This window comes from uncultured Chloroflexus sp., from assembly GCF_937951745.1.
Lineage (GTDB): Bacteria > Chloroflexota > Chloroflexia > Chloroflexales > Chloroflexaceae > Chloroflexus.
Genome location: NZ_CALFBQ010000050.1, coordinates 22,338 through 28,967 on the forward strand (window position 1 = coordinate 22,338; position 6,630 = coordinate 28,967).

At 56.1% G+C, this 6,630-nt stretch carries 4 protein-coding genes and 1 rRNA gene; 2 read left to right on the forward strand and 3 right to left on the reverse strand.

What is annotated here, in order from left to right; genetic code table 11:
* Positions 1 to 272 precede the first annotated feature (272 nt).
* Both Q1A59_RS12720 and Q1A59_RS12725 read right to left on the reverse strand, forming a co-directional pair.
* Positions 273 to 1,097, reverse strand: a complete 825-nt coding sequence (locus tag Q1A59_RS12720; protein WP_299645083.1) for an ABC transporter ATP-binding protein — start codon at positions 1,095 to 1,097, stop codon at positions 273 to 275.
* Between the two features lie 36 nt (positions 1,098 to 1,133).
* Positions 1,134 to 2,678 carry an aldehyde dehydrogenase family protein gene (locus Q1A59_RS12725; RefSeq protein WP_298403509.1) on the reverse strand — a complete coding sequence of 515 codons (1,545 nt, stop codon included), beginning with the start codon at positions 2,676 to 2,678 and terminating at the stop codon, positions 1,134 to 1,136.
* A gap of 149 nt (positions 2,679 to 2,827) precedes the next feature.
* Between Q1A59_RS12725 and Q1A59_RS12730 the strand changes: the two genes are divergently transcribed.
* Both Q1A59_RS12730 and Q1A59_RS12735 read left to right on the forward strand, forming a co-directional pair.
* A complete protein-coding gene (locus Q1A59_RS12730) occupies positions 2,828 to 5,548 on the forward strand; it encodes a CHAT domain-containing protein (protein WP_299645084.1) in 2,721 nt (906 codons plus the stop codon).
* Positions 5,549 to 5,717: 169 nt separating this feature from the next.
* The gene (locus Q1A59_RS12735) at positions 5,718 to 6,437 is read left to right on the forward strand and encodes a hypothetical protein (protein ID WP_299645085.1); all 720 of its coding nucleotides are present in this window, start codon (positions 5,718 to 5,720) and stop codon (positions 6,435 to 6,437) included.
* A gap of 55 nt (positions 6,438 to 6,492) precedes the next feature.
* On the opposite strand, the gene rrf is transcribed toward Q1A59_RS12735, so the two are convergent.
* Positions 6,493 to 6,607, reverse strand: a 5S ribosomal RNA gene (gene rrf / locus Q1A59_RS12740).
* Between the last annotated feature and the right edge of the window lie 23 nt (positions 6,608 to 6,630).

Genomic DNA, 6,630 nt, shown 5'->3' on the forward strand with positions numbered 1-6,630 from the left:
GGCTCTTCGCTCCCCTCTCCCGCCGTGCCGGAGAAGGGCTGAGGTGATGACCACCGAGCAGAATAACCTCAAAGATGCACAAACGATGCAAAACATCTTAATAGTTTCTGTGCCTTCTGTATCTTTTCGTGACGATTCAGCCCGCGCAGCGGACTTCGTACCCCTAGTCTGGCCCTGACGGGCCGGGTTCCGGATCAGATGGTCTATCCGCTCCCCTCTCCCGCCGCGCCGGAGAGGGTCTGGGGTGAGAACCATTACGAAATGACGACTGATTAACCATCGCTCCGTAACACAGCCCGCACCTCGGCCACTAGCCGGTGCAGATGCTCGTCATCGCGCAATTCGGCCCGGCGCGGTCGCCGCAGATCAATCGGCACCTCCGCCAACACCTGCGCCGGTCGCCGGCTGAGCACAACCACCCGATCAGCCAACAACACTGCCTCGGCAAGGTTGTGCGTTACCAGCAACACCGCTGGCGCCGGCTCGATCGTCGCCAACAGATCGAGTAGCTCGCCCTGCAACTGCTCACGGGTTAGTTCATCGAGCGCGCTAAATGGCTCATCAAGCAACAGCACCTGCGGCGCCAGTGCCAAGGCGCGCGCCAACGCCACCCGTTGCTGCATGCCGCCCGACAACTGCCGTGGCAAGCGGTTTGCCGCGTCACTCAAACCCATCCGCGCCAACAGCTCAGCTACCCGCCGGGCGCGCTTGACCGGCGGCCAACCAGCCAACTCGAGCGGCAGGGCCACATTCGCTGCCGCATCGCGCCATTCGAGCAGAGCCGCAGCCTGAAACGCGATCCCAAACCGATGCTCGCGCCGCGCTTGCGCTGGTGATAAGCCAAACAACCGCACCCCGCCAGCATCTGGCTGCTCTAGGCCGGCAATGATCCGCAACAGTGTGCTTTTCCCGCACCCGCTTGGCCCAACGAGCGCCACAACCTCGCCCGCAGCCACCGTCACATCGACACCGGCAAGCGCCTGCACCACACCGGTGCGCGTTGTATAACGCTTGGTCACTGCACAGACATCGATCGCATAAGGGGCCGAGAAGGCATTGTGCAGCGCAAAGCTCGTCTCATCAACGGTGATGACCATGTCCTGTCTATAATACCTTTGCACCTGTTCGGCGCCTCACCGTTGCTCCGGCAATAGCGTATAGTCAGGGAAATTCCCGTACAACCGCTCACCCGGCGCGCCAACGGTCACCGAATCAACCAAATACTTCCCACCGACAAAGCACCCCTTCCACGACGCGCCCATCCCGCCAAACACCTCATCGCGATCGCCACGCGAGCGCATTTTGTTGATTCCAACCTTGAATGCACGTAGCTCGCTCGCGATCATCTGCCCCAATTTCGGATCGTCGGTCGCGATTGACGAAACGAGATTGCCATTCGAGATGTTCATCTCGCTGATCAGCTCATCAATGCTATCAACAATCACAATCGTATCAACCGGACCGAACGGCTCGTTGTGGTGCAACCGGCAGTTGCGCGGTACGTTCAGCAAGGCAATCGGCGCCATATAAGCCGAAATGTCTTGGTCAGGCAGGAATAACGCCGGATTCAGTTCACCTTCATATACGCAAATTGCCCCAGCACCGAGTGCCTCGCTGTAGAGCACGCGCAGCTCTTCCACCTTCTTCGCATTGATCAAAGGGCCAAAATCGAGCTTGGGCAGCGGATCGCCGGGTCGATCCACTAAGACGGGATTACCGATCTGCAAACTCTTCAACACTGGCAGATATATATCGAGAAACTTGGGGAAGAGTCGCCGCTGCACGACATAGCGGATGTAGGCAGTACAACGCTGTTTCCCGTAAGCAAACCCTTTCTTGATCTGCTGTGCGAGATTCGGCCAATCCGAGAAATCCCAGATACCGTAACAGTTGACGCCTTCCATCTCGAGCATATAACGCTTGTTGCGGTCGTAAAGCGAAGCGGCAATATCACGTCCATTCGTCTTACCGCCAACAAATGCTAAACAGGCTACGTCAGCATTGCGCACGAGCGCATCGCTCAGCGCGCCGCCCGATCCGCTCACCAACGAGACCGGCAATCCTGCTCGCCGCGCGATAGCAAACCCAAGCGTCAAAGCAAACAATCCTCCATCTGAAGGCGTCTTAGCAATCACCGCATTGCCAGCCAGCGTTTGCACCAGCACTGCATGCATCAACACCGAATAGGGATAGTTCCACGAAGCAATGTTTGAAATCAGACCGAGCGGACGGCGACCGTTCATCATCCATTCGATCTGCTCAATGTACCACTCCACGCCGCTAATGCAGCGATCGACATCATCGCACGCCAAATGGTATGGCTTACCAATTTCCCACATGAGCAAGTAGGCGATCAGATCACGCTGCTGACGCAAACTGGCCAATGCTTCGCTCACCCGCCGGCGCCGCTCGTCGAGATCAACCTGCGACCATGTTTCGTGTTCGCGCGCCGCAAACCGCACCGCTCGCTTGGCCGTCTCGAGATCGATCATTGGCATCCGCCCTAACTCACTGCCGTCGATCGCCGTGCTGTAGTGCTTGCCATGTCCCGGCCAACCCCACACCCCTTCGATCAAATTGAGCACGTGACCATCAGCATTGAACGCTTCTGGCGCTGCCGCTCGCAATTGCGCCATCAAACGCGGCCACTCGCACTCTGGTGCAATGATCTTGCTCATGCTGCTCCTCTTCCGGCACTGTGATATTTCGCACAATCACAGTATAACATGCCTTGCTCGCATCGTCATTTGCTCATTCCTTACGCCCTCATAGCCCTCTTAATGCTACACTATAATGCAATCTGAACCAACTCCATGGAGCAAAACGTATGGAGCGCCGCACAAACATACTTGTCCGGCCACGACGACAAGATCGCCGGCCCGGTACTTCTAGCGCTTACATCATCGAGCTTGAATTTGGCGATGGCCGCCGGCTAGTGTCAACCGAAGAGGTGGCTTTTAACCTCCCTCCGCCAGAAACAACCGACCCGGACGCCATCAGCCGGTACGGTCAAGAATTGTTTCGCCGGCTCTTTCCGGGCCGGTTAGGCCATGCATTTCACGTTGCCCGGCAAATCGCATTGCAACAACAAGAACCGCTCCGCCTCCGACTTGCGCTTGACCCGCTCGATGGTGAACTCCAAGCGATCCCTTGGGCACTGCTCCATCTGCCCGCCCCCGACAGTCAGAGCCGGCCTCTTCCTGTTTCCACCAGCGATCATATCCTCTTTTCATGCTACGTTGACAGCGAGCAATTTCCGCTCAGCGACCCGATTGAACATCGCCCGATCCGTATGCTCTTGATCCTTAGCGAACCGAGTGATCTTGAGCGGTGGGGCCTATCTGCATTTGACCGCAAAGCCACCGAACAAGATTTTCGCCAGCGTTTCCGTCCATTCGTTGATACCGGCCAACTCAACTTCGAGATACTGCCTATCGCCGAAGAAACCGCGCTGCAAGCTGCACTTGAGCGTGGTTCCTTGTCCAACGAACGCGAACGCGGCTTCGATGTCGTCCTGTATCTAGGCCATGCACTCTTTCTGCCCCAACACGGAACCCGCCTTTTGCTCGAACACGGACCGCAACGACGAGGCCGGCTCTTCGATGGGAAAGAACTAGCACGTGTGTTAGCCACATTGCCAGCTTCGCACAAACCGGTATTGATCGTGCTGGTAGCGTGCAACAGCGCCACCGTCGATCTCCAAGCACCTCTCAGCAATCTGGCTGTTCGCCTGATAGCCGAAAGCGGCATTCCAGCCGTGCTCGCGATGCAACGCTTAGTGGCCATCGAGCTTGCACGAGCTTTCACCCAGCACCTCACCGAGATGCTGCTGCGCCACGGCCTCATTGATCTTGCGGTGGCCACCGCCCGCCGGCGGATCTATCGGCCAGATACGATTGGCTGGAGTACACCGGTTCTGTACACCCGCCTTAGTAGCGGTCGCCTTTTCCAACCGAGCGTTCTGCTCAGCTATATCGAATGGGTCTTGCAGCAAGATGAGATCAGACGCTGGGCCGGAAATGAATACATTGATGTTGGTTGCCTCGAGATACCCTACGGCCAACATTGGCAATTTCTCTACCGCCGGCCCGAAAACGCCCCTCAACCTAGCTCAACGCGCGATACACTAATAAAACTGATCACTAGCCACACAAGCGACTCGCCCCCATTCATCGCTCTCACCGGCTCACATCAGTCCGGCCAAACGACGATCCTCCGCCGCGTTTGTTACGATCTTGCCCGTAACGCGCTCTTTGACATCAATGCCCCGGTTGGCGTACTTATTTCCCTTGCCGGCTACGAACAGGCACGCGGCGAGCCGCGTCTCCATCATCACATCGTCGAACAGGTACGCCTTCAGCATCCAGCGTTCGCCGATACCCTCGACCGTCTGTTCTACGGTTCATTTAGCCGCAACACCCAACGCCCGCGCCTTGCGTTCCTGCTCGATGATCTTGAGCAAGTTGCCGAATCGCACTGGAAAGATCTCATTCGTGATCTGAACACGTTCCGCGCACGCTTACCTGATCAAATATTCGTTGTCGCAGCACCCCAAACCTTTGCGTCGCTGACATTCGAACATCAAGCGCAGATGCTAGCTATTCAACCCCTCGATGAATCAACCATCGTCGCCCACATTCGCCAACGTGATCACCGGCGCGCGCGCACGCTCCTCGAGCGAATGAGAGATTATCGCCTCTACCATCTCGCCAGCGACCCGCGCATGCTGCAGTTGATCGTTAATCGTCTCTCTGACACCAATCAGCGTCCGGTCACCTATTACCACATCATTGATGAATTTCTCACCCAAGAACTCCGTGATCTCGATCAGCGGTACCAGATGGGTGATGTCGCCCGCGAAAGCCTCTACTCTATCGCGTGGCACATACGCTGGAATATGAGCGATTATCTCTCGATCAGTGAATTGTTCACGATCCTCGCTGCAGCGCGACGCAATCGCGACTACAGTCTCGAAGATCTGTTTCGCCAATTAAGCAATACCCAGCTCATTACTATTGCCGGCCAACGCGACATTCGCTTTACCAATCAGGCTGTCGCTGCCTACTGCGCGGCGCAGGCGCTCTATCGCGCACCCGATCGCCAACAACGGTTAGCTGACATTGTCGCGTTGTGCGCTGATGTTGAACGCCAACGTTGGTGGGAAGACGTTCTCTATGCGCTGGCCAGTCTGCTCGATAAACCCGACGAATTGCTCAGTTGCATCGCTAGCTCTCTTCGCAATGGCAACCACCGAGTTGCAGTGCTGGCTGCCCGCTGTCTTGAGGCATTGCCTGATGAAAAACTTCAGTTAGTGCCGCTTACATTGCGTAATGAATTGATCGACAATTGCCTCGTTCATGTCAATGAACAACGAGAACCGAGCGCGGAGCGGCGTGAATTGCTCGTCAGCACCCTTGGCAAAATCAATCATCCTCAAATTCGCCAGCAATTGCGCCGGATACTTGTTGACCAAGGTGCGCCAAACGAGCAACGGCCTGCGCTACGAATATACCAATGTGCGTATCGCGGCTGCCCGCGCGCTCCGTGATCTCTATCTGCCTGACTTTCGTCGTCAGCGGAACCCCTCTCAAGCAAAAGAAGCATTTGATCGAGACACTATCTCGCTCAAACAACTCCGTGACGATCGCCCGCTTATTGAACTGATGCATTGCTGGTTACAAGGTGAAGGGGGAAGGCAGGAACTACGCCACCGACTGATGACATCGCCACTCCCGCACGAACGTGCCATTGCCGCCTTTGCCCTAGCAGATGTAAGCACATCACCAGCGCAACAGTCATGTGACGCGCGCGTCTTACTGCGGATCATTACTCATCCTACCGATACGTCCGGCACAAAAATCAGTGACGACTGGATTGACACAATGTGGTCAGCAGCCGATGCGCTTACCTTATTTGATGCAGAATATGTCGCGCCCTTAATTGCCGCACTGATTCGCTACAAACGCAGCATGCCCAATCCAGCCGCTCAACAACTAGCGTATCTTGTTGGCCGTCTACGTATGAACCAGCCGTTTATTATCGAATGGCTCATCAAACTGTTGATCACGAATCCAAGCCAGAATGTCAAAGCGCGCGCCTTGCAATCACTTGCTTGGATGGGAAGAGAAGTGGCCCAGCGCACGATCGCTATCATCAGTAGCGAGGGGAATGATACGCTAACGATTAAACAGTTTATTGAAGAGCTTGCCCTCTGGCGGCAACAACTGCCACGCTTTAGCGTTGGAGACTTTCGGCTCGACACACCGGTGAACGCCCCAGACCCTATCTATCTGCGACGTAAAGCAATAGAGGCATTGGCATGGATTGGTGATCGCCAGACATTACGTGAATTAGATACTGAATGCCAATATTGGCCACTTGAACTGCGTACCCAATGGTATATTTCGCGCGACAGCATTCAGCGACGGATCAGGTGAAGCAAACATAAACACCGTCCGCAACTAATAATAGTTACGGACGGTGTTCATCGGTCGGGTGCGTGGACCTAGGTTCCCAGCGGAGAGCCGCCAGTAGGATCGGCGCTGCGACGTTTCACGACCCGGTTCGGGATGGGACGGGGTGGGTCCGCCGCGCTCCACACACACCCAATGGCTGAAAGGACCACGTGCG